The sequence below is a fragment of the Scandinavium sp. genome, assembly GCF_032012665.1.
GTDB lineage: Bacteria > Pseudomonadota > Gammaproteobacteria > Enterobacterales > Enterobacteriaceae > Scandinavium.
In genome coordinates this window covers 1-22,406 of sequence record NZ_DALZVG010000040.1, presented here as the reverse complement: position 1 = coordinate 22,406, position 22,406 = coordinate 1, and the positions used below count along the sequence as shown (strand labels likewise).

Sequence of the window (22,406 nt, the reverse complement as noted above, 5' to 3'; positions counted from 1 at the left end):
ATCAGCTGCCCGGTGATAAACCGCGACAGATCGCTTAACAGCCAGACCACGCTGCCGGTGACGTCCTCCGGTTGCTGGGCCCCCGTTAATGCGCGCCCGTTTTCGTAAAGCTGATGGCGCTCGGCCGGAACATATTCCGTCGCCTCGACGCGGGTTAACCCCGGCGCAATGGCGTTGATACGAATGCGTTTTTCGCCCAGCTCGCGCGCCATCGAACGCGTCATGGCAATCACGGCACCTTTACTGGCCACGTAGGCCATAAGGCGCGGTGCGCCCCACAGCGCGGTGTCCGAAGCGACGTTCACGATCCCTGCCCCTTCGCGCAGCAGCGGAACAGCGGCGCGGGTCACAAGCCAGGTACCTTTGACGTTCACGCTCATCACGCGGTCCCAAAGATCGGGATCGTAATCGAGCATATTTTTGCCGCCCACGCCGGTTGCCATCGCCGCGTTGTTCACCAACCCGTCAATCTGGCCTCGCTCGCCAATTGTGCTGAACACCTGCTCAATGGACTGAGGATCGGCCAGATCGATAACGTGAGATTCGATCGTAAAACCTTGCGCACGCAGGCCGTGTGCGCTCTCAGCCAGCTCACCCTGAAGGATGTCGCACATCACCACCGCCGCTCCCTGCTCCGCGCAGGCTTTGGCAAAGTGATAGCCCAGCCCGCGCGCGGCGCCGGTGACGACAATGCGCTTTCCGCTCAGCAGCCCATTCATCAGGCCGCTCCCTGCTGTTCTTCACGCTCAGCCAACTGTTCTTTGGCCGCTTTTTGCATCATACGGCGCAGGCGTGAAAGGCCGACGTCGTGCTGGTAGAGGTACTCATGTTCGCGGGCATCGGGCGCCAGGCTTTCCAGCACCACGCGATCCTGCTCCAGCACTTCCCAGTGCAGCTTTTCCAGACGGTTGCGGTACATAAAGCGCCACATATCGCGCTGCCAGCCCTGCACGCGGCGGATACGCCAGAAGAAGACGCGGCAGTTGTCGTTATCTTCCGGCACCACCATGCCGACGATAAAGAAGTGGCCGCCCGGCCCGAAACGCTTCTTATAAGGAATGGAGAGGCGCATCCAGTACGCGCCGCTGTTGCCCAGCTCCACCCAGTCGAAGTTGACGCCGCTCTGCCCTTTTTTCTCAAAGATGAAGCCGGTTTTGGTGGGCTGCAGCACCATGTCAGCCTTGCGATCTCCTTCCGCCATCGAGTGCGAGGAGGAGTGCAAATAGGTGCCGTGCATCGGGTCCATCACGTTTTCCAGCGCGTACTGGTAATTACATTTCCACGCGGCGGTGCAGAGGAAGTTGCTGAAATTGTCGGTGTCGGCGAGTTCATCCGGGAAGCTCAGTTCGTCCGGCTGTTGGTCAGCGGTAACGCCGAACCACAGGAAGATGGCCCCGTGCGCCTCCTGCACGTTGTAGCTGCGCACGCACTGCTGGCCGACCAGCGGGCATTTGTCCACCGCAGGCACATCTTTCACCTCGCCGTTACCCGCCACTTCCACGCCGTGATACCAGCAGGCGATACGGTCGCCGAGGTTCCAGCCCATCGACAGGCGCGCGCCGCGGTGCGGGCAGCGGTCTTCCAGCGCCTGCACCTGACCATCTTTATTGCGCCAGACCACAATCTGCTCGCCCAGGCGGGTAATGCCCACAGGAGCAGACTGCACTTCCCAACTGGCCAACACCGGATACCAGAGGCCGCGCAGTCCTTTATCGAGATAATTTTGTACGGTAGTCGTCATCGCGTTGTCCTCAGTACCCGTTAACCTGTAAGAATGCCTGGAAGCTGGCCTCGCTCCACGGCTCGCCCTGCTGATCGTGCATGCGCACCGCGTTCAGCCCGTTTACCAGCTCCGGTAATGCTTCGGCGCCCTGTTCAAAGAGGTCTTCCAGCGTAGCGATGAGGCTCACTTCCCAGTTTTCCGGCGCGCGGCTGCGTGTTTGCCAGATCAGATTCTGGTAAGCACCCGGCTTATGGATAGCGCCATTGCCGCCCTCGGCCGGCGGGGTAAACTGGCGGCTTTCCGGCAGCGCCGGGTTGAAGTTCAGGGTATCGCTCATGCCACGGTCTCCTCGACAAAGGTAATCTGGATTTGGTTTTCAAATACCCGAACCGGGTAGCGGTTGAGGTTGCGGCCGCCGGGGCCGTGCAGGCACTGGCCCGTTTTGACGTCGAACACCGCTTCATGCAGCGGGCATTCCACTTTGCCGTCTTCCACGAAACCCTGGCTCAGTAGCGCATAGGCGTGCGGGCATACGTCTTCCAGCGCGTAATATTCACCGTCAATCAAATAAACGCCGATCTCTTTACCTTCGACGTTGCCGCTAAAAGGGAAATCTTCCTGTACTTGCTCTGTGTCACATACGCCTATCCAGCTCATCGCGATCCTCCCAGGCTCTTGTTTCATATATGAAACTCTGTTTCTTATTTAATACGGTCAATATAAAAGCGATGAACCTTTCGTCAAGCGCCAATGTGACAAAGTTGTTAACCGATCGGCAATTAATTAACTAAGTGTGCAAAGGATCACGAAAAAATGCAGAGATATGAAATTTTCATTTTTCAGGCGTGAATGAATACGTTTTTTTGATGTCCTTTGAATTTAATAAATAGATATTGACTTCTTTTCTTTTTGTTCCTTAAAAATAAAGGAAAAGGCAGCCATGAAGTTTCACCTGTGAAACAGCATTTATTTTTATTTTTTATAATCAATAAGTTTCACAGGTGAATCATTTTAGCTGCGTGACAATCACTGTGATAAAAATATAACCAGATAAAATCTTAAGGTGGGCATGATGACGGCAAGATGGCAAGGCACGATAGCACTGTTATTGCTCATTATTATTTCTTACATCGACCGGGTAAATATCTCTGTGATGATTTTAAACCCGGATTTTGCTGAACATTTTCAGCTAAATGAAAACAGAATGTTACAGGGAATGCTCATGACCTGCTTTCTTCTGGGTTATGGTTTCTCCGCCTTATTATTAACGCCGGTTATCGAAAGCAAGCTGCATTATCGGCAGGGATTATTAAGCAGCATTGCGATTTGGGCCCTCGTTTGCGCTATTTCACCTCTGCTCGGCTCGCTGATGGGAATGCTCGTCGCGCGCGTGATTCTGGGCATTGCCGAGGGGCCGCTCTTCTCGCTGAAAACGCGCTTTATCAGCGATAACTTCAACGCGGAGGAAATCGGCAAACCCAATGCGGTTACCGCGCTCGGCGTCTCTCTCGGCCTGGCGGTAGGCTTTCCGCTGGTCACCTGGCTGATGGCGCATTTCGGTTGGGCGGGGTCATTTTATGCGCTGGCGGCGATGAATCTGCTGCTGGGTGGCGGACTTATCTGGCGCTTTCTGCCTGCGCCGCACCTCGTCACGAAGAGCAAAAAACCGGGTTTGGTGCAGACGTTCACGCTTGCCTGGCAAACGCCGCTGCTGGGCTGGATCCTGCTGGTTGAAATCGCCACCCTGAGCTATCTGTGGGGCAGCAGCGCGTGGCTGCCCGCGTGGCTTCGCGATGAACACCACTTCTCGCTGCATGCGACGGGAATGCTGGCGGCTATTCCCTTTCTGCTAAGCCTGGGTTCCAAGTTTCTGGGTGGCGTGCTGCTCGACAAAATGCGCCCGGAACAGGCACCAATGCTGTTTGTGATGGGCGGCCTGCTGACGGCGCTGTCCGTGATTGCGCTGATGCTGAGCCATCAGGCTGCGTGGCTGGCGCTGTTTATGCTTTCCGCTAACGTCTTCTGGGGGCTACAGGGTGCTGCCATTCCTGCCGTGCTCCAGCATCATGCCGCGCGGGAGGCGGTCGGTAGCGCCTATGGGATCATCAATGGAATCGGGAATATCTGCGCCGCGTTTATTCCGCTGCTGATGGGCGTGGTGATGAAATCGGTGGGATCGGTCAGCTCCGGCTTTTCGGTGCTGGTTGTGTCGCAGGTTGTGACCCTGGTGGCCGGAGGAATGTTGCTGCTGCGCATGCGTCGCGCAGCAGCAATCAGCGCATAAGGCTTATTCGCCTTTCTTCGCCGCCTGGATATAAAGCATTTCCAGCGCCAGCGTTGCTGCTGCCAGCGCGGTGATCTCAGACTGATCGTACGCCGGGGCCACTTCTACCACGTCCATGCCGACGATATTCAGATCCTTCAGGCCGCGCACCAGTTTGATCGCACGGTCTGAAGTCAGGCCACCGATCACCGGCGTGCCGGTACCCGGAGCAAAAGCCGGATCCAGGCAGTCGATATCAAAGGTCAGATACACCGGCATATCGCCAACAATCTGCTTAACCTGAGCGATGATATCGTCCACGCCGCGATCGTTTACCTGACCCGCATCCAGCACGGTGAAGCCGTTGTCTTTGTCGAACTCGGTACGAATGCCGATCTGCACGGAGTGGTTCGGATCGATCAGGCCTTCCTTCGGCGCGGTAAAGAACATGGTGCCGTGGTCAAATTCACAGCCGTTCGCGTAGGTGTCGGTGTGCGCATCGAAATGCACCAGCGCCATTTTGCCGAAGTGTTTGGCGTGAGCGCGCAGCAGCGGCAGCGTCACGAAGTGGTCACCGCCGAAAGAGAGCATGCGCTTGCCGGCCGCCAGCAGTTTTTCTGCATGCGCCTGCAATTTTTCACTCATTTCACGGGCATCGCCAAACGCATAAACCAGATCGCCGCAGTCCACGACTTTCAGGCGCTCGCGCATGTCAAAGTCCCACGGGAAGCGATTGTGTTCCCACGCGAGGTTAGTGGACACCTGGCGAATCGCCGCCGGGCCGTGGCGGCCACCGGCACGACCGGAGGTGGCTGCATCAAACGGCACGCCGGTGATGACCCACTCAGCGTCGCTGTCGTATGGCTGGAAGTTGAGCGGCAGACGCAGGAAACCAAACGCGTTCGATACCAGAGAGTTGTCGTACTGATGACCCAAAGTGCTCATAAAGATGACCTCGTATACCGTCGGGTGTTTATGACAGATGAAAAAAAATCCCTTCCGCGTCGTTAGGCCCGACGAGGAAGGGATCGATTCGTGTGTACTGCTTGTTAAGGCGATTATCGCCAAAATTCTGACCGGGTCAAGCGCCCGGGGTTACTCGTCTTCCAGATAAGTGTAACCGTACAGACCCGCTTCAAACTCTTCGAGGAACTGCTGCTGCAGCGCGTCGTCCAGACCGGTCTGTTTCACCTGATCGCGGAACTGAGTGAGCAGCGTTTTCGGATCCAGCTGCACGTATTCCAGCATGTCCGCCACGGTGTCGCCTTCGTCGGAAAGCTCCACTTCCACGCTGCCGTCAGGGAAGACAAACACGTCCACCGCTTCGGTATCGCCGAACAGGTTGTGCATATTACCGAGGATTTCCTGGTAAGCACCAACCATAAAGAAGCCCAGCATTGGCGGGTTCTCCGGGTCGTATTCCGGCATTGGCATGGTAGTGGCAATGCCGTCACCGTCGATGTAGTGATCGATTGCACCATCGGAATCACAGGTGATGTCCAGCAGCACCGCGCGGCGCTCCGGCACCTGATTCAGGCCCTCAAGCGGCAGTACAGGGAACAGCTGGTCGATCCCCCACGCGTCCGGCATTGACTGGAACAGCGAGAAGTTGACGTACATTTTGTCCGCCATGCGCTCCTGCAGCTCATCAATGATCGGGCGATGGGCGCGATTGCTTGGGTCGAGCTGTTTCTGCACCTCATGGCACATCCCCAAATAGAGCTGCTCAGCCCAGGCACGCTGCTGCAGGCTGTAGGCCCCGGAAGAGTAGCCGATATGGACATCGTGCAGATCCATCTGGCTGTCGTGCAGCCACTCACGCAGCGAACGACGCCCGCCCGGCTCATGAAGCTCCTGCCAGGTTTCCCACATATTTTGCAGCGTTCGCGGTGCATCTTCAGCTGGCGCAGACGGCGTGGTGTATTCGTTACGCTCAACGCCGATGATGTTAGACACCAGCACGGTATGGTGCGCGGTAACGGCACGACCAGATTCCGTGATCACCGTAGGATGCGGCAGGCCGTTTTCTTCACAGGCATCGCCAATCGCCCAGATGATGTTATTAGCGTATTCATTGAGGCCGTAGTTCACCGAACAGTCAGACTGCGAACGAGTGCCTTCATAATCGACGCCCAGGCCACCGCCTACGTCAAAGCACTGAATGTTCACGCCAAGCTTATGCAGCTCGACGTAGAAACGGGCAGACTCACGCACACCGGTGGCGATATCGCGAATGTTCGCCATCTGTGAACCGAGATGGAAATGCAGCAGCTGAATGCTGTCCAGGCGATTGTGCTTACGCAGGATCTCCACCAGCTGTAGCACCTGGGTTGCCGCCAGGCCGAATTTGGATTTTTCACCGCCGGAGGACTGCCATTTCCCCGAGCCCTGTGAAGCCAGACGAGCACGTACGCCAAGGCGTGGCACCACGTTCAGACGTTCAGCTTCTTCGAGCACGATAGCAACTTCGGACATCTTCTCGATAACCAGATAGACCTTGTGGCCCATCTTCTCGCCGATCAGCGCCAGGCGAATATATTCGCGGTCTTTGTAGCCGTTGCAGACGATCACGCTGCGGGTCATGCCGGCATGCGCCAGCACCGCCATCAGCTCGGCTTTCGAACCGGCTTCAAGGCCCAGCGGTTCGCCAGAGTGGATCAGGGATTCAATCACGCGGCGGTGCTGGTTCACCTTGATCGGGTAAACGAGGAAATAGTCGCCTTTATAGCCGTAGGATTCCCGCGCGCGCTTGAAGGCGGCGTTAATGGAACGCAGACGGTGTTGCAGGATCTGCGGGAAGCAGAACAATGCAGGCAGCCGCTGTCCCTGCGCTTCACGAGCTTTCACCAGCTTAGCGAGATCAACGCGGGCTTCGGGTACGTCGGGATCCGGGCAAACGCTGATATGACCCAGCTCGTTCACGTCGTAATAATTATTGCCCCACCAGGCAATGTTGTAAGTACGCAGCATCTTGCTGGCTTCCTGAGAGCTCATTGCCACCTCCTGCATGGAACGTAGTACACCCTGTTCGCCGGCTGACGAAGGGGGAAATAAAGACATGTCGTCAGACATAGCGAACCTCAAATGTTGGCAAAAGTGTAAAACAGTTGACTACTATCGCAATGTTACTCAGCGATAACAACCCATAAACAGCCGTGTGCTTCAGCAGAGTATGCTGAACGCCCGCCTGTGCGACCGGTTTCTTGTTCATATCATTGTAAAACATAGACCCGGGGTTTGAAGGACCACCGGAGAAACCACGAGAAAACCCCTGTGCAACAGGAGCGCCCTTGTCCAGTATCAGAGTGCCTGACCGGCCCTTGAATCCTGAGATAAGCCCGAATGAGGATAACTTCGGCAGGTTTTATGCGAAGAGAGTGAAGCTGCTGGGGATAAATGCACGCCGGAACGGCATGACTGAATCTGCAAAAAACGATGGTTCATTATGTCGTATCACCTCCACACCAACCCACCGGGGCCAGCGACAAGCCAAAGCCAAACTTTCCGTGTAAAAAAACACTGCTTAACCCGGCTGGAAGTGGCGACACGAAGGCAGGCATCGTGCGCTTTTTTGGTATGAGCCGCGCGCGGCGTTTTATACCGGGAACCCGGATAAAAAGCAAAATATTAATGCGCACGCTTCCACCGATGTCAGGAAAAATTGCCAGCCTCCCGGGCACGCAGATGCGACACATCTCAAAAAAAACTGGCAATCGGGCGAAACTCTGACCTAAAATAGCCATCCAGATGTTAATCCATCTATACTGATTAACACCCAGACTGTTTGTGTGATTATCGGCAAGTTCTGGTTTAAAAGTCTGTCAGAACATCCAGTTACAACAGTTTGAGCTAACCGAATTCTTTCCAGGTGAAATAAAACATGGCAAAACACCTCTTTACGTCCGAGTCCGTATCTGAAGGGCATCCAGACAAAATTGCTGACCAAATCTCCGACGCCGTACTTGACGCTATCCTCGAGCAGGATCCGAAAGCGCGCGTAGCCTGTGAAACTTACGTCAAAACCGGCATGGTTTTAGTGGGCGGTGAAATCACCACCAGCGCGTGGGTGGATATCGAAGAGATCACCCGTAACACGGTGCGCGAAATTGGCTATGTGCATTCCGATATGGGCTTTGACGCCAACTCCTGCGCGGTACTGAGCGCAATCGGGAAACAGTCTCCGGACATCAACCAGGGCGTTGACCGTGCCGATCCGCTGGAGCAGGGCGCGGGCGACCAGGGCCTGATGTTTGGCTATGCCACTAACGAAACCGACGTGCTGATGCCAGCGCCAGTCACCTACGCACACCGTCTGGTGCAGCGTCAGGCTGAAGTGCGTAAAAACGGCACCCTGCCATGGCTGCGTCCGGATGCAAAAAGCCAGGTGACCTTCCAGTATGACGACGGCAAAATCGTCGGCATCGATGCCGTGGTGCTCTCCACTCAGCACGCCGAAGATATCGATCAGAAATCCCTGCAGGAAGCAGTGATGGAAGAGATCATCAAGCCCGTTCTGCCAACCGAATGGCTGAACAGCGCCACCAAATTCTTCATCAACCCAACCGGCCGTTTCGTTATCGGTGGCCCAATGGGCGACTGCGGTCTGACCGGACGTAAGATCATCGTGGATACTTACGGCGGCATGGCTCGTCACGGCGGCGGTGCGTTCTCCGGTAAAGATCCGTCTAAAGTTGACCGTTCTGCGGCGTACGCGGCACGCTATGTTGCGAAAAACATCGTTGCGGCAGGCCTGGCCGATCGCTGTGAAATTCAGGTTTCCTACGCAATCGGCGTGGCAGAACCTACTTCCATCATGGTTGAAACCTTCGGCACCGAAAAAGTCCCGGCCGAGCAGCTGACCCTGCTGGTACGTGAATTCTTCGACCTGCGTCCGTACGGCCTGATTCAGATGCTGGATCTGCTGCACCCAATCTACAAAGAAACCGCAGCCTACGGTCACTTTGGTCGTGAACATTTCCCTTGGGAAAAAACCGACAAAGCCGCCCTGCTGCGTGAGGCCGCGGGTCTGAAATAAGTCCTGCCGCTTTCTGCTTCAAAGGCCAGCCTCGCGCTGGCCTTTTGCTTTTCTGCTACGCTAAAAACCCATCATTCGCCCCGCAACCCCCCTTCACGCCAATCTGTCTGAATTCTTCCAATGAAAGCGCTTACACTAATGCTGCAAGGACATTTTTGAGACTTTTTACTTTGCAAGAACCCAATTGTTGTGATGTTACAGCCAGTTTCGGGTAAGTCTCAAAAATGCAATTTATCTGTGCGCATATTCAATTATATCTATTTGATAAATAACATATTATTAAGATTACATAACCTGACATTTGTGTAACCGATTACACCATTGTGATTTATCTCACATCTTTTCACGCCCTCCTAACCTACCCTTTACATTGATAAAACTGATAACCCATTTGGAGGGCATAATGCCTGTCAATAAAAAACAGGGGTATTCCAACAAGGCGATTACGTTCTTTGTTTGCTTCCTCGCAGCCCTGGCGGGATTGCTGTTCGGCCTTGATATTGGCGTGATTGCGGGCGCACTGCCCTTCATCGCCCATGAATTCCAGATTGACTCACACACCCAGGAATGGGTGGTCAGCTCGATGATGTTCGGTGCCGCGGTGGGTGCCGTCGGCAGCGGCTGGCTTTCTTATCGTCTTGGCCGTAAAAAAAGCCTGATGATCGGCGCGATCCTGTTCGTGGCGGGCTCGCTTTGCTCCGCCGCCGCGCCGAACGTAGAAGTGCTGCTGGTATCCCGCGTACTGCTGGGCCTGGCGGTCGGTGTTGCCTCCTACACCGCGCCGCTGTACCTGTCTGAAATCGCGCCAGAGAAAATTCGCGGCAGCATGATTTCGATGTACCAGTTGATGATCACTATCGGGATCCTCGCGGCCTACCTTTCCGATACCGCTTTTAGCTACAGCGGTGCATGGCGCTGGATGCTCGGCGTAATCATCATCCCTGCCGTTCTGCTGCTGATTGGCGTCTTCTTCCTGCCGGACAGCCCACGCTGGTACGCCGCTAAACGCCGGTTTAATGATGCCGAACGCGTACTGCAACGCCTGCGTGACACCAGCGCCGAAGCAAAAAATGAGCTCGAAGAGATCCGTGAAAGCCTGAAGGTGAAGCAGTCCGGCTGGGCGCTGTTTAAAGAGAACAGCAACTTCCGCCGCGCGGTGTTCCTCGGCGTGCTGTTACAGGTAATGCAACAGTTCACCGGTATGAACGTCATCATGTACTACGCGCCGAAAATCTTCGAGCTGGCGGGCTACGCTAACACCACTGAACAAATGTGGGGCACGGTGATCGTCGGCCTGACTAACGTGCTGGCAACCTTTATCGCGATTGGCCTTGTGGACCGCTGGGGACGTAAACCGACGCTGGTGCTCGGCTTCCTGGTCATGGCCGTCGGCATGGGCGTACTCGGCACCATGATGCATAACGGCATCCACACGCCTGGTGCGCAGTACTTCGCCGTCGCCATGCTGCTGATGTTTATCGTGGGCTTCGCGATGAGCGCCGGTCCGCTGATTTGGGTCCTGTGCTCTGAGATCCAGCCGCTGAAAGGACGCGATTTCGGTATCACCTGTTCGACCGCCACCAACTGGATTGCCAACATGATCGTCGGTGCGACCTTCCTGACCATGCTGAACTCGCTCGGCAACGCCAATACCTTCTGGGTTTACGGCGGCCTGAACCTGTTCTTCATCGTGCTGACGCTGTGGCTGGTACCGGAAACCAAACACGTGTCGCTGGAACATATCGAACGTAACCTGATGAAAGGCCGTCCACTGCGCGAGATTGGCGCGCATAATTAAGTTTCAGTTGCTGTAGGTGCCGGGTGGCGCTGCGCTAACCCGGCCTACAGACCCACATTTGTAGGCCCGGCAAGCGCAGCACCGCCGGTGCGATACCGCCTCTTGCACTCCCCCGTCCATCGTTTTATTCTCAGGCTCCATGAAAACCCCTCGCCTTCCCATCGCCATTCAGCAAGCCGTTATGCGCAGCCTGCGGGAAAAACTCGCTCAGGCTAACCTGAAGCTTGGCCGCGACTACCCGGAACCCAAACTGACCTGGCAACAGCGCGGTACCTCAGCGGGCACGGCCTGGCTGGAAAACTACGAAATTCGCCTCAACCCCGTACTGCTGATGGAAAACCAGCAGGCGTTTATCGACGAAGTGGTGCCGCACGAACTGGCGCATCTGCTGGTCTGGAAGCGCTTTGGCCGCGTAGCACCCCACGGCAAAGAATGGAAGTGGATGATGGAGAGCGTACTCGGCGTTCCCGCCCGCCGGACACATCAGTTTGAGCTGGCGTCCGTTCGCAAAAATACCTTCCCCTACCGCTGCGGCTGCCAGCAGCACCAGCTCACCGTACGACGCCATAATCGCGTCCTGCGCGGTGAGGCCGTTTATCGTTGCGTACACTGCGGCGATCCGCTGGTGGCGGAAAAGTAACCTTCGGAAATAACAGGAAGTTTTCTGATCTGACTGATTGCATCTGACAATAGCATTCGCTACGTTGCGGGCTCGTTTTGAGACGGAGTTCGTGATGTCCCGTAAATCAGTTCTGGCGCTGGCATTTTTCGCCACCGCTTTTTCAGGCCAGGCCATGGCCGAAGGTATCAACAGTTTTTCCCAGGCAAAAACCGCTGGCGTAAAGGTCAATTCTGACGTGCCCGGCGATTTCTATTGCGGCTGCAAAATCAGCTGGCACGGCAAGAAAGGCGTTATCGATCTGGAATCGTGCGGCTATAAAGTGCGTAAAAATGAAACCCGCGCCAGCCGCGTCGAATGGGAGCACGTGATGCCCGCCTGGCAGTTTGGCCACCTGCTGCAGTGCTGGCAGGACGGCGGACGCAAAAACTGCGCCAAAGATCCTGTCTATCGCAAAATCGAAAGCGATATGCACAACCTGCAGCCCGCCGTCGGTGAAGTAAACGGCGACCGCAACAACTTCATGTACAGCCAGTGGAACGGCGGGGAAGGCCAGTACGGGCAATGTTCGATGAAGGTTGATTTCAAAGATAAAGTCGCCGAACCGCCTGCGCGCGCACGCGGCGCTATCGCCCGCATCTACTTCTATATGCGCGACCAGTACAAGCTTCCGCTTTCCCGCCAGCAGACTCAGCTTTTCACCGTGTGGAACAAGCAGTATCCGGTCACGGCGTGGGAGTGCACACGCGACGAGCGCATCGCCAGAATCCAGGGCAATCACAACCCTTACGTCCAGCAGGCTTGCCAGGCGCAAAAGAGCTACCCTACACTAGCGTCAATTGTTAACTGATATCCGGAAACCCTGAGACTATGCGCATTCCCCGCATCTGGCACCCTGAACCCATTACCGCTGGTAGTCAGATAACCCTGAGCGAAGAGGCCGCTAACCACGTAGGCCGCGTGCTGCGCATGAGCGCGGGCCAGGTTATTCAGCTGTTTGACGGCAGCAACCAGGTTTTTGAGGCTGAAATTTTACAGGCCGACAAAAAGAGCGTGCGGGTCAGCGTGCTGAGCGGCGGGACCGACGATCGTGAATCTCCGCTGCACATTCATCTCGGGCAGGTCATATCCCGGGGTGAAAAGATGGAATTCACCATCCAGAAGTCAATTGAGCTCGGTGTAAGCCTCATTACGCCACTCTTTTCCGAGCGCTGCGGCGTTAAACTGGATGCTGAACGTCTGAACAAGAAGCTCGCGCAGTGGCAAAAAATCGCCATTGCCGCCTGTGAACAATCCGGGCGAAATGTGATCCCGGAGATCCGCCCGGCGATGGATCTGGAAGCCTGGTGCGCCGAGGAAGAGAGCGGACTAAAGCTCAATCTTCACCCACGTGCCAGCGCCAGCATTAATACGCTGCCGCAGCCCGTTGAGCGAGTACGTTTGCTCATTGGCCCGGAAGGCGGGTTATCGGCGGATGAAATCGCCATGACCGCCCGCTATGCGTTCACGGATATTCTTTTAGGACCCCGCGTTCTGCGTACTGAGACTACTGCGCTCACCGCCATCACCGCGCTTCAGGTGCGTTTTGGTGACCTGGGCTAAACTTCGCGTTACAGGAGAAGAGTAATGATCAAGCTCGGCATCGTGATGGACCCCATTGCGAAGATCAATATCAAGAAAGATTCCAGCTTCGCTATGCTGCTGGAAGCGCAGCGTCGTGGTTACGAGATTCATTATATGGAGATGAACGATCTCTATCTGATCAACGGCGAAGCGCGGGCGCAGACGCGCCTGCTGAGCGTCGAGCAGAACTACGACGGCTGGTACAGCTTCAACGGCGAGCAGGATATTGCGCTTGCCGACCTCGACGTCATCCTGATGCGCAAAGATCCGCCGTTCGACACCGAATTCATCTATGCGACCTATATCCTTGAGCGCGCAGAAGAAAAAGGTACGCTTATCGTCAACAAACCCCAGAGCCTGCGCGACTGTAACGAAAAACTGTTTACCGCGTGGTTTGCTGACCTGACGCCAGAAACGCTGGTCACCCGCAGCAAAATTCAGCTGAAAGCCTTCTGGCAGCAGCACGGTGACATCATTATGAAACCGCTGGACGGCATGGGCGGCGCCTCTATCTTCCGCGTAAAGCAGGATGACCCCAACATTGGCGTTATCGCTGAAACCCTGACCGAGCTCGGCACCCGCTACTGCATGGCGCAGAACTATCTGCCCGCCATCAAGGACGGTGATAAGCGCGTACTGGTGGTGGACGGTGAACCGGTTCCTTATTGCCTGGCGCGTATTCCGCAGGGCGGAGAAACTCGCGGTAACCTGGCCGCCGGTGGCCGCGGTGAACCTCGTCCGCTGACCGAAAGCGACTGGGAAATTGCCCGTCGTATCGGACCAACGCTTAAGGCGAAGGGCCTGATTTTTGTTGGCCTTGATATCATCGGCGATCGCCTGACCGAGATTAACGTCACCAGCCCTACCTGCATTCGCGAAATCGAAGCCGAATTCCCTGTCTCCATCACCGGCATGCTGATGGACGCTATCGAAAAGCGTCTCGGTAAGTAATCGCCACCGGGCGGGAGGGATCCCGCCTTCTCTCGACAGCGCCAAGCTTTCCCCGCATACTGGCCCTTGTTGCTTTTTAAACCAGGAAACAGAACCTCTGACAATGAATTTACAGCACCACTTTCTTATTGCCATGCCTGCTCTCCAGGACCCGATGTTTCGCCGCTCCGTTGTCTATATTTGTGAATACAATGACGACGGCGCAATGGGGATCATCATCAACAAACCGATGGAAAATCTGAAGGTTGAAGGGATTCTGGAAAAGCTGAAAATCGCCCCGGAAGCGCGCGATCCGGACATTCGACTCAACAAGCCCGTGATGATGGGCGGCCCGCTGGCAGAAGATCGTGGCTTCATCCTGCACACGCCGCCTTCGGCATTTTCATCAAGCATCCGAATTTCTGACAATACCGTGATCACCACCTCCCGCGACGTGCTTGAAACGCTCGGCACCGCTGAACAGCCGGCAGACGTGCTGGTGGCACTGGGCTACTCCTCCTGGGAGAAGGGCCAGCTTGAACAGGAAATTCTCGATAACGCCTGGCTGACCGCCCCGGCCGACCTCAATATTTTGTTCAAAACACCGATTGCCGACCGCTGGCGCGATGCTGCCCGCCTGATTGGTATTGATATCCAGACCATGCCTGGCGTTGCGGGGCATGCATAATGAGCGGTACGCTGATCGGTTTTGACTTTGGTACGCGCAGCATTGGCGTTGCCGTCGGGCAGCGCGTTACCGGTACGGCGCGTCCGTTGGGCGCGTTGAAGGCACAGGATGGCACGCCAGACTGGAGCGCCATAGAGAAATTACTCAAAGAGTGGCAACCTGAAGCGGTGGTGGTCGGTTTACCGCTGAATATGGACGGCACCGAGCAGCCACTGACCTCGCGCGCACGTAATTTCGCCAATAAAATTCATGGTCGGTTTGGCGTGAAAATCATCCTTCACGACGAGCGACTGAGCACGGTAGAAGCCCGGGCAGGTTTGTTTGAGCACGGCGGCTATCGGGCGCTGAACAAAGGAAAAGTGGACTCCGCCTCAGCGGTCGTGATTCTGGAGAGCTTTTTCGAGCAGGGATTTTGAATAGTCCCTCTCCCTTGCAGGAGAGGGACTTCAGGCAACCTCAGTGACGCAGATTCTCGTTCGCCCAGCTTACTGCCTGAGTTCTGTTTTTGACGCTTAATTTGCGGAAAACATTGTACAGGTGGGTTCTTACCGTATTCTCACTAATAAACAACGCGCGCGCGATATCCATATTGGTTGCACCGTGACGCAACTCATTAAGAATTTCACACTCACGTTCCGTTAGGGGAACATTATCTGAATCGCTGGATGTGTGAACCGTAGCATACATTGCAGGGTGCATCACGCTCAATTCAGCCGTCTGCTCGCCGTGAAGCACAGCTTTGACGCCCTCAATTAAGCGCGATTCATCATCGTCATGGCGAAATACCCCGTACAACGCTGGCCATTTTGCCATTTCGTACAGCTCATACTTTTGTGCGCTATTAATAATAAGCAAACGTGGGCTCTTGACCTGCGTTTGAATAATATCCCGCCAGATCCCGTTCAATTTTTTATTGGAGACCGCAATATCAAACAGCACGACAGTACCGCGCGGTAAACGCTGCACCAGAGGCTTATTAATATTGTGCACAACGACAAAAACGGAAAGCAGATCGGACAGATAGCTCGCAAAAGCATTCGCCTGAACGGATGGATGAGTGATAAGAAGGAGCTGTTGAGATTTGCCTACACTCTCTGATACATCAAGCATTTAAAAACTCTCCATAGTTGAGACTCACCATCATGGTGATTAAATGGGTCAAAAAGACACAAGCAACGTGATCAATATATAAAATTTTAACTTACTAACCGAAACACTGTTTCATGAGAAAAATCCTATTTCTCATTAACAGAATAGAACGAATGCCTGATAAGTGTCAAAAGATTATCACCTTTTTTTCCATGCCATAACAATACAATGTCATGCAGGACGCGGACTTGCTTTACATATCTTCCAAAAAGGTCGTTTTTACCGCACCAGGCGTAATACAGTATCATGAGAGTGTAAAAAGATAATTGCATTAGCCCGACTTAATATCAACATCAATATAACATTAATGATAGTTAAGTATTAATTCCGCTAACACCTCTGTTTAATTTTCCCAAACATTCTCAGTAAAGATGAATTATTCCGCAAATATTCAGCTGTTTTTTGCCAATAGCGAGACCGGGCTCACAAATTTGAGCCCGTTCGTTAGCAACTTATTTACGAAGTAAAGTCAGAAACGCGGATAATAGATGAAACCCCGAACTTTCTTTCCGCGCCATTTCAGGGAAAAATGCGCTAAAGCCGTCCAGCCGCCTGACGCTGCTGATAGCTTTGAGTGAACGTTAACATACCCACCTGCTGCCCGGTTTGCATCACGCCTGGCAGCTGATGCGTTTTTCCTTCACGAATGAGGCTTCCCACCGCCGGTGTGTTGACCAGCAGTTCATACAGCGCCACCCGACCGCCTTGTTTATCGGGCAACAGCTTCTGCGCCAGCACGGCATTAAGGCTTCCGGCAAGCTGACTGCGAACCTGCTCCTTTTCTCCGGCAGGGAAGACGTCCACCAGCCTTTCAATGGCCTGAGCTGCGCCTCGCGTATGGAGCGTCGACAATACCAGATGGCCGGTTTCCGCCGCCGTTAGCGCCAGGCGGATGGTTTCGGTGTCGCGCAGCTCACCGAGCAGAATAACGTCAGGATCCTGACGTAACGCGACCCGAAGGGCTGCCGGGAATGACGCACAGTGAACGCCGACTTCGCGCTGATGAATCAGGCAACGCTCGCTGTGATGAACAAATTCAACCGGATCTTCCAGCGTCAGGATATGCCCATCACGCTGGTGATTAAGGTGATTCACCATTGCGGCAAGCGTCGTCGACTTACCGCTGCCGGTGGCCCCGGTCACCAGAATGAGCCCGCTCTCCTCATTCAGCAATTCACTGATGGCGGGTGGCACGCCGAGTTCTGACAGCTGCGGGCTGCGTTCCGGCAGCAGGCGCAGCACAAGCGTAATGCCTTCCGCATGGTGAAACACGCTGGCACGCAGGCGAGCGCCATCCTCCATCTGCACAGCAAAGTCACACTGGTTTTCCGTTTGCCACTGCCGCTGTGCAGCCTGGCTGAGCCACTGGTGCAACAGCGTTTGCGGCACCGGCCCTGTAAACGGGGCAGGCTCAAGGCTGCCTCGTCGTCGCCAGCGCACCGTGCCGTCGTTGCACAGGTGTAGATCCGAGACGTTATGCTTTACACTAAGGGCCACAATTTCCTGCATATCCATATCATCATCCTGAAAATGAACGACATTGCGCATAACCTGGCACAGGTCAGGGACAAAATCTCAGCCGCTGTCGCCCTTTGCGGCCGTGCTCCAGAAGAAGTGACATTGCTTGCAGTGAGCAAAACCAAACCTGCGGGCGCCATCGAAGAAGCCATCAAAGCGGGTCAGCGCGCCTTTGGCGAAAACTACGTTCAGGAAGGGGTCGAAAAGATCCGCTATTTTCAGGAGGCGGGGCAAAACGACCTGCAGTGGCATTTTATTGGCCCATTACAGTCGAATAAGAGCCGTCTGGTGGCAGAGCACTTCGACTGGTGTCATACCGTCGATCGCCTGAAAATTGCCAGCCGACTGAGCGAACAGCGCCCTGCTCATCTGCCGCCGCTGAACGTACTGATTCAGGTCAATATCAGCGATGAGACAAGCAAATCAGGAATTGCGCCGGAAGAAGTGGGCGCGCTGGCGCAAGCCGTAGCCGCCTTACCCGGCCTCTGCCTGCGCGGCCTGATGGCCATTCCTGCGCCTGAGTCAGAATATGTAAGGCAGTTTGCGGTCGCCCAACAAATGGCGGTAGCATTTGCCCGGCTGAAAACACACTATCCGACCGTGGACACGCTCTCTCTGGGCATGTCGGACGATATGGAAGCCGCCATTGCGGCGGGTAGCACAATGGTGCGCATTGGTACCGCCATTTTTGGCGCGCGCAATTACACACAACAATAAATAAGGAAAACTGAGGAACGCCATGAAGACGTTGACTTTCCTGCTTTCGACGGTGATTGAGCTTTACACCATGGTGATGCTGCTTCGCGTCTGGATGCAGTGGGCCCGCTGTGATTTTTACAACCCGTTTTCGCAGTTCGTGGTGAAAGCCACTCAGCCGATTGTCGGACCGCTGCGCCGCGTGATTCCCGCGATGGGGCCGCTCGATAGCTCCTCTCTGCTGGTCGCTTTTGTCCTTTGCGTGCTGAAGGCCATCGTGCTGTTTATGGTCATCACCTTCCAGCCGATTATCTGGATTGCTGCGGTGCTGATCCTCGTGAAAACCATCGGTCTGCTGATTTTCTGGGTGCTGATGCTGATGGCCATCATGAGCTGGGTCAGCCGTGGCCGCAGCCCGGTTGAGTTTGTATTAATGCAGCTCGCCGACCCGCTGCTGCGCCCAATCCGCAGCATGCTGCCTTCCATGGGCGGCATTGATTTCTCACCGATGATCCTCGTTCTGCTGCTGTACGTGGCGAATATGGGTATCACCGAACTTCTGCAGGCGACCGGGAATATGCTGCTGCCGGGGCTGTGGATGGCGCTATGAGTGCTGTTGAACAGCGCGAAAACGGGCTGGTTTTACGGCTGTACATTCAGCCTAAAGCCAGCCGTGACAGCATTGTGGGCGAACATGGCGACGAACTTAAAGTCGCCATCACTGCCCCGCCGGTGGACGGTCAGGCCAATGCCCACTTAGTAAAATTTCTCGCCAAACAGTTTCGCGTGGCGAAAAGTCAGGTGATAATTGAGAAAGGCGAACTTGGCCGTCACAAGCAGGTAAAAATCATTCAACCGCAACACATCCCTTCGGGCGTTGAAGCGCTCCTCACGCAGGACATCCCATGCAAAAAGTAGTTCTGGCGACCGGTAACGCCGGTAAAGTGCGCGAGCTCGCGTCGCTGTTAAACGATTTTGGTCTCGACGTGGTCGCTCAGACCGCGCTGAACGTGGAGTCCGTTGAAGAGACGGGCCTGACGTTTATTGAGAACGCGATTCTGAAAGCGCGCCATGCCGCGAAAGTCACCGGTTTACCGGCGATTGCGGATGACTCTGGCCTGGCCGTTGACGTACTGGGCGGTGCCCCTGGCATCTATTCCGCACGTTATTCCGGCGAGGATGCAACAGACCAGCAGAATCTGGAGAAACTTCTTCATACGCTGAAAGACGTACCCGACGATAAACGCCAGGCCCAGTTCCACTGCGTGCTGGTGTATATGCGTCATGCAGATGACCCAACGCCGCTGGTGTGCCACGGCAGCTGGCCGGGCGTGATTACCCGCGCAGCCGCGGGCAACGGTGGCTTCGGCTACGATCCGATTTTCTTTGTTCCTGATGCCGGTAAAACGGCGGCAGAGCTTAGCCGTGAAGAAAAAATTGCCGTCTCCCACCGTGGGCAGGCGCTGAAACTGTTACTGGAAGCCTTGCGTTAATGTCCGTACTCCCGCCGCTCAGCCTTTACATTCACATTCCCTGGTGCGTGCAGAAATGCCCGTACTGCGATTTCAATTCGCACGCGCTGAAGGGCGAAGTGCCGCACGACGATTACGTGCAGCATTTGCTTGCCGATCTGGATGCCGACGTGCCGTACGCGCAGGGACGAGAAGTCAAAACGATCTTTATCGGTGGCGGTACGCCGAGCCTGCTTTCAGGCCCGGCAATGCAAACCTTACTCGATGGAGTGCGTGCCCGGCTGAACCTGGCGGCGGACGCTGAAATCACCATGGAAGCGAACCCTGGCACGGTCGAAGCCGATCGTTTCGTGGACTATCAGCGCGCAGGCGTGAACCGTATTTCGATTGGCGTCCAAAGCTTCAGCGAGCCGAAGCTCAAGCGCCTGGGCCGTATTCATGACGCTGGCGAAGCGAAGCGCGCCGCACATCTGGCCACCAGTTTGAATCTGCGCAGCTTCAACCTCGATTTAATGCACGGTCTGCCGGACCAGTCGCTGGAAGAGGCGCTGGACGATTTGCGCCAGGCGATCGAGCTTAACCCGCCGCATCTGTCGTGGTATCAGCTCACCATTGAGCCCAACACGCTGTTCGGCTCGCGTCCGCCGAAGCTGCCGGACGACGACGCACTGTGGGATATCTTTGAGCAGGGCCATAAACTGCTGAGCGCTGCGGGCTATCAGCAGTATGAAACCTCGGCCTATGCAAAACCGGGCTATCAGTGTCAGCACAACCTGAACTACTGGCGCTTTGGCGATTACCTCGGCATCGGCTGCGGCGCGCACGGCAAAATCACCTTCCCGGACGGGCGCATTCTGCGCACGGCTAAAACCCGCCACCCGCGCGGATTTATGGAAGGTCGCTATCTTGAACGCCAGCACGATGTGGAAGCAGCGGATAAACCGTTCGAGTTCTTCATGAACCGCTTCCGCCTGCTGGAAGCCGCGCCTCGCGCTGAGTTCGCCGCGTTTACCGGTCTTTCTGAATCAGTCATACGCCCGCAGCTCGACGAAGCGCTGGCGCAAAATTATCTCACCGAGAGTGAAACGCACTGGCAGATTACGGAACACGGCAAGCTGTTCCTCAACTCTCTTCTTGAGCTGTTCCTCGCCGAATAAAGTCTGGAAGCACGCTTCCAGTTTTCCGCCCCCATTCTGACGGCTTTGATTTTTGCTGGCAGGATTGGGGGATGGAAAAAATTGAAGGCTATGCTCGCCAGTTAAGACGGACACTCACTCCTGAAGAGCAACGACTGTGGTATTTATTACGCAGCCGCCGTTTTGCTCATTACAAATTTCGCCGCCAGCATCCGGTGGGAAACTACATTCTTGATTTTGCCTGCTGCCAGGCGCGTCTGGCAATTGAACTGGATGGCGGACAGCATGATGAACAGCAATCTTATGATCTGAGAAGGACAGAATGGTTACGTCAACATGGATGGGAAGTATTGAGATTCTGGAATAATGATTTATGGATGAATGAAAGCGCCGTGCTGGAACGAATACTTGAGGCTTTGGTTGGGCTTTTACCCTCACCCCGGCCCTCTCCCTGAAAGGGAGAGGGCGAAAACCGGAGTTACCTCTGGCCACAGTTCTCCCTTCGCCTGTTTGAGAAGAGTGAAAATAAGAGTTACTCCTGTCTCGATCGGTTCCCTCGCCCCTTTGGGGAGAGGGTTAGGGTGAGGGGAAACGGCACAAACGTCTTACTTCAACGATCCCACCAGCGCTTTACGGCTTTCTTCCAGTGACACCACCCGGCTGCACACGTCTTTGCCGAATTTCTGGAAATCAGCTTCCTGATTTTTCCATTCGTCCTGAACCGCAGATTGCAGGCCGCCCATGCTGCCTAAGATCCCCTGAAGCGGGTTACCGCCGCCTTTTATCACGGCTTTAGCCCCCATTTCATTGATGCTGTCCTGCAACAGGCCACCCATCGCCTGATTCACCAGCTGCTGGCCGTCGGCGCGCACCTGGTCGATGCCTTTGTAGTGGAACGTCAGGCCGTCAGAACGATGTTCGATGATGCGGTTCATCTGCTCTTTCAGTTGCGCATCCAGCTTGGTCAGACGACCATGCATGTTGCTGCTGGCGCCCACCTGTTCGGTGATGATCTTATCCAGCGCGGCACGGCTTTTATCTACGCGGGAGCGGGCACCTTCGTCAATCCACGGTAGCGCGTTGCGCAGGTCGGACTGGTAATCTTTCGCCTGTTCGCGCTGGGCTGCGCTCAGGGTGTACTGCTTGCCGTTAAACATCACGTTGCCATCCGGTGTAATCACCAGATTGCCGTTCTCCCCTTTCACCTGCACGGTTTGCGGGCTGAGGATCACGTCATCCTTCGGGGTCACGCTGCACTGATAATCCGCCTGAGCGGCAAAGGCGGTGACGGTAAGGGCCGCTGCCAGCAGCGTTTTGCGCATCATAGAAACTCCTGTAAAGACAAAACGGGCCAGCGATTGCTGGCCCCTTATGGTTGTTTAGTCCCACCAAACGTCGAAAAGTTCGCTGGTGCGTACCTCTTCGAGTTTTTTGGCTTCCAGCCATTTACGCACGATAGCCTGATGCTCTTCGGTGCATTTGCCCGTCTCTTGCAGGCACACCAGCCCTTCCCATGCCAGATAGCCGCTGCCGTCAAAGGCCAGCTTGTTTGGCTCAATCACTTCGTCAATGAACTGATCGACGGTTTTGTCAATCTGCTCAACGTCAGTGCCTTCCGGGAAACGCCACGCGATGGAAAAGCCCACTTCCTGGAATTCGTCGATGTGCATTTTCTTACGCAGACGACGGCTACGGTTCTTCGCCATTATTTCACCCTCTCGAACATTAAGTCCCATACGCCGTGACCAAGACGATG

General features: G+C 55.2%; 26 protein-coding genes. 15 read left to right on the top strand and 11 right to left on the bottom strand.

Translation table 11 applies throughout. The features are described 5' to 3' along the window. The 4 genes from RTU33_RS20975 to RTU33_RS20960 form a co-directional block, all read right to left on the bottom strand. Positions 1-719, bottom strand: a 719-nt coding sequence (locus RTU33_RS20975; protein ID WP_312629951.1) for an SDR family oxidoreductase, incomplete at its 3' end; no start/stop codon positions are given. Beyond that, complete coding sequence (locus RTU33_RS20970) at positions 719-1,741, bottom strand: aromatic ring-hydroxylating dioxygenase subunit alpha (protein ID WP_312629950.1); 1,023 nt, start codon at positions 1,739-1,741, stop codon at positions 719-721. The genes RTU33_RS20970 and RTU33_RS20975, both read right to left, overlap by 1 nt. A 10-nt stretch (positions 1,742-1,751) precedes the next feature. After that, complete coding sequence (locus RTU33_RS20965; RefSeq protein ID WP_312629949.1) at positions 1,752-2,060, bottom strand: recombinase-like helix-turn-helix domain-containing protein; 309 nt, start codon at positions 2,058-2,060, stop codon at positions 1,752-1,754. Continuing rightward, positions 2,057-2,380: a non-heme iron oxygenase ferredoxin subunit gene (locus RTU33_RS20960; RefSeq protein WP_312629948.1), complete on the bottom strand. Its 324-nt coding sequence runs from the start codon at positions 2,378-2,380 to the stop codon at positions 2,057-2,059. The genes RTU33_RS20965 and RTU33_RS20960 overlap by 4 nt, the downstream gene beginning before the upstream one ends. A 415-nt stretch (positions 2,381-2,795) precedes the next feature. Here RTU33_RS20960 and RTU33_RS20955 point away from each other — a divergent pair, with 415 nt between their 5' ends. Beyond that, the gene (locus RTU33_RS20955) at positions 2,796-4,007 is read left to right on the top strand and encodes an MFS transporter (protein ID WP_312629958.1); all 1,212 of its coding nucleotides are present in this window, start codon (positions 2,796-2,798) and stop codon (positions 4,005-4,007) included. Between the two features lie 3 nt (positions 4,008-4,010). Here RTU33_RS20955 and speB read toward each other — a convergent pair whose 3' ends face one another. From speB to yqgB, 3 genes are all read right to left on the bottom strand, one after another. Beyond that, the gene (gene speB, locus RTU33_RS20950; protein WP_312629947.1) at positions 4,011-4,931 is read right to left on the bottom strand and encodes an agmatinase; all 921 of its coding nucleotides are present in this window, start codon (positions 4,929-4,931) and stop codon (positions 4,011-4,013) included. A 150-nt stretch (positions 4,932-5,081) separates the two neighbouring features. Beyond that, positions 5,082-7,058, bottom strand: a complete 1,977-nt coding sequence (gene speA, locus RTU33_RS20945) for a biosynthetic arginine decarboxylase (protein ID WP_312629946.1) — start codon at positions 7,056-7,058, stop codon at positions 5,082-5,084. Beyond that, entirely contained in the window at positions 7,051-7,197 is a 147-nt protein-coding gene (gene yqgB, locus RTU33_RS20940) for an acid stress response protein YqgB (protein ID WP_312629956.1), read from the bottom strand. The genes speA and yqgB overlap by 8 nt, the downstream gene beginning before the upstream one ends. 669 nt (positions 7,198-7,866) lie before the next feature. On the opposite strand from yqgB, the gene metK reads away from it, so the two are divergent. The 8 genes from metK to ruvX all read left to right on the top strand — a co-directional run bounded on the left by metK (position 7,867) and on the right by ruvX (position 15,095). Beyond that, the gene (gene metK, locus RTU33_RS20935; RefSeq protein WP_312629945.1) at positions 7,867-9,021 is read left to right on the top strand and encodes a methionine adenosyltransferase; all 1,155 of its coding nucleotides are present in this window, start codon (positions 7,867-7,869) and stop codon (positions 9,019-9,021) included. A gap of 382 nt (positions 9,022-9,403) precedes the next feature. Then, positions 9,404-10,819, top strand: a complete 1,416-nt coding sequence (locus RTU33_RS20930; protein ID WP_312629955.1) for a sugar porter family MFS transporter — start codon at positions 9,404-9,406, stop codon at positions 10,817-10,819. A gap of 139 nt (positions 10,820-10,958) precedes the next feature. Beyond that, positions 10,959-11,459 (top strand): SprT family zinc-dependent metalloprotease, encoded by a 501-nt coding sequence (locus RTU33_RS20925; RefSeq protein ID WP_312629943.1) that lies wholly within the window; start codon positions 10,959-10,961, stop codon positions 11,457-11,459. 94 nt (positions 11,460-11,553) lie between these two features. Then, positions 11,554-12,288, top strand: a complete 735-nt coding sequence (gene endA / locus RTU33_RS20920) for a deoxyribonuclease I (RefSeq protein WP_312629942.1) — start codon at positions 11,554-11,556, stop codon at positions 12,286-12,288. Positions 12,289-12,308: 20 nt separating this feature from the next. Further along, on the top strand, positions 12,309-13,040 hold the full coding sequence (rsmE, locus tag RTU33_RS20915; protein ID WP_312629940.1) for a 16S rRNA (uracil(1498)-N(3))-methyltransferase: 732 nt from the start codon (positions 12,309-12,311) through the stop codon (positions 13,038-13,040). Positions 13,041-13,064: 24 nt separating this feature from the next. Then, a complete protein-coding gene (gene gshB / locus RTU33_RS20910) occupies positions 13,065-14,012 on the top strand; it encodes a glutathione synthase (RefSeq protein WP_312629938.1) in 948 nt (315 codons plus the stop codon). Positions 14,013-14,115: 103 nt separating this feature from the next. Then, the gene (locus RTU33_RS20905; protein WP_312629937.1) at positions 14,116-14,679 is read left to right on the top strand and encodes a YqgE/AlgH family protein; all 564 of its coding nucleotides are present in this window, start codon (positions 14,116-14,118) and stop codon (positions 14,677-14,679) included. Further along, on the top strand, positions 14,679-15,095 hold the full coding sequence (gene ruvX, locus RTU33_RS20900; protein WP_312629936.1) for a Holliday junction resolvase RuvX: 417 nt from the start codon (positions 14,679-14,681) through the stop codon (positions 15,093-15,095). Before RTU33_RS20905 ends, ruvX begins: the two co-directional genes overlap by 1 nt. 40 nt (positions 15,096-15,135) lie before the next feature. On the opposite strand, the gene RTU33_RS20895 is transcribed toward ruvX, so the two are convergent. Together RTU33_RS20895 and RTU33_RS20890 are read right to left on the bottom strand one after the other, a co-directional pair. After that, positions 15,136-15,789, bottom strand: coding sequence for a LuxR C-terminal-related transcriptional regulator (locus RTU33_RS20895; RefSeq protein WP_312629935.1), 654 nt, complete (start codon positions 15,787-15,789; stop codon positions 15,136-15,138). 573 nt (positions 15,790-16,362) lie between these two features. Continuing rightward, a complete protein-coding gene (locus RTU33_RS20890) occupies positions 16,363-17,343 on the bottom strand; it encodes a type IV pilus twitching motility protein PilT (RefSeq protein ID WP_312629934.1) in 981 nt (326 codons plus the stop codon). Between the two features lie 15 nt (positions 17,344-17,358). Between RTU33_RS20890 and RTU33_RS20885 the strand changes: the two genes are divergently transcribed. The 6 genes from RTU33_RS20885 to RTU33_RS20860 all read left to right on the top strand — a co-directional run bounded on the left by RTU33_RS20885 (position 17,359) and on the right by RTU33_RS20860 (position 21,105). Further along, the gene (locus RTU33_RS20885) at positions 17,359-18,063 is read left to right on the top strand and encodes a YggS family pyridoxal phosphate-dependent enzyme (RefSeq protein ID WP_312629953.1); all 705 of its coding nucleotides are present in this window, start codon (positions 17,359-17,361) and stop codon (positions 18,061-18,063) included. 22 nt (positions 18,064-18,085) lie between these two features. Next, on the top strand, positions 18,086-18,652 hold the full coding sequence (locus tag RTU33_RS20880; RefSeq protein ID WP_312629933.1) for a YggT family protein: 567 nt from the start codon (positions 18,086-18,088) through the stop codon (positions 18,650-18,652). Next, a complete protein-coding gene (gene yggU / locus RTU33_RS20875; RefSeq protein WP_312629932.1) occupies positions 18,649-18,960 on the top strand; it encodes a DUF167 family protein YggU in 312 nt (103 codons plus the stop codon). The genes RTU33_RS20880 and yggU overlap by 4 nt, the downstream gene beginning before the upstream one ends. Beyond that, complete coding sequence (locus RTU33_RS20870; RefSeq protein WP_312629930.1) at positions 18,948-19,535, top strand: XTP/dITP diphosphatase; 588 nt, start codon at positions 18,948-18,950, stop codon at positions 19,533-19,535. The genes yggU and RTU33_RS20870 overlap by 13 nt, the downstream gene beginning before the upstream one ends. Then, positions 19,535-20,671 (top strand): radical SAM family heme chaperone HemW, encoded by a 1,137-nt coding sequence (gene hemW, locus RTU33_RS20865; RefSeq protein ID WP_312629928.1) that lies wholly within the window; start codon positions 19,535-19,537, stop codon positions 20,669-20,671. The genes RTU33_RS20870 and hemW overlap by 1 nt, the downstream gene beginning before the upstream one ends. Before the next feature lie 71 nt (positions 20,672-20,742). Then, positions 20,743-21,105 (top strand): endonuclease domain-containing protein, encoded by a 363-nt coding sequence (locus RTU33_RS20860; RefSeq protein ID WP_097162111.1) that lies wholly within the window; start codon positions 20,743-20,745, stop codon positions 21,103-21,105. Positions 21,106-21,255: 150 nt separating this feature from the next. Here the strand turns inward: RTU33_RS20860 and RTU33_RS20855 are convergent, their stop codons facing one another. Together RTU33_RS20855 and RTU33_RS20850 are read right to left on the bottom strand one after the other, a co-directional pair. Then, on the bottom strand, positions 21,256-21,975 hold the full coding sequence (locus RTU33_RS20855) for a DUF2884 domain-containing protein (protein WP_312629925.1): 720 nt from the start codon (positions 21,973-21,975) through the stop codon (positions 21,256-21,258). Positions 21,976-22,029: 54 nt separating this feature from the next. Further along, on the bottom strand, positions 22,030-22,356 hold the full coding sequence (locus tag RTU33_RS20850; protein ID WP_312629924.1) for a YggL family protein: 327 nt from the start codon (positions 22,354-22,356) through the stop codon (positions 22,030-22,032). Positions 22,357-22,406: the final 50 nt, after the last annotated feature.